This is a genomic window from Mesorhizobium sp. WSM4829 (assembly GCF_055811475.1).
In genome coordinates, this window is record NZ_JBVVQJ010000149.1 from 1 (window position 1) to 460 (window position 460).

Genomic DNA, 460 nt, shown 5'->3' on the forward strand with positions numbered 1-460 from the left:
GTAGCGGTAGCTGGATCGGCATAGCTTAGGCTCTCTCCGTCGCAATTGACGCGAAGGAGAGGACACATGAACGCAAGTGACTGTCTGCAAGGCAGCACACTGTATCGGAAGCTGATCCACGGGCCATATGGCGACTTTGCACGCGTTTATGCGGGCAGATTGTCGGACGAAGGCTTCGGTCGGCAATGCACCTGGCGATCGCTAAGTCTATTTCGTGAGCTGAGAGACTGGCACGTCGGTAACGGGCACAATCTCCGGGATTTAAGCGAACTTCATGTTGAGCGGTTTCTTGAGCACCGTTCCAAACACTGGAGCATCGATTCGGGCGACCGATCGGCGCTTCGGCGCTTGCTTGCCGCGTTCCGGCAAGAAGGTTTGATACCAACCGCCCCTCCTATTGAGCGTACGGAGTACGAGCAGATTGTTGATGTGTTCGCGGCTTACCTCACGAATGAGGGAG

General features: G+C 55.9%; 1 pseudogene. It reads left to right on the forward strand.

What is annotated here, in order from left to right:
• Window positions 1-66: 66 nt before the first annotated feature.
• A pseudogene (locus AC0L17_RS34615) lies at window positions 67-460 on the forward strand (integrase); the annotation flags it as partial.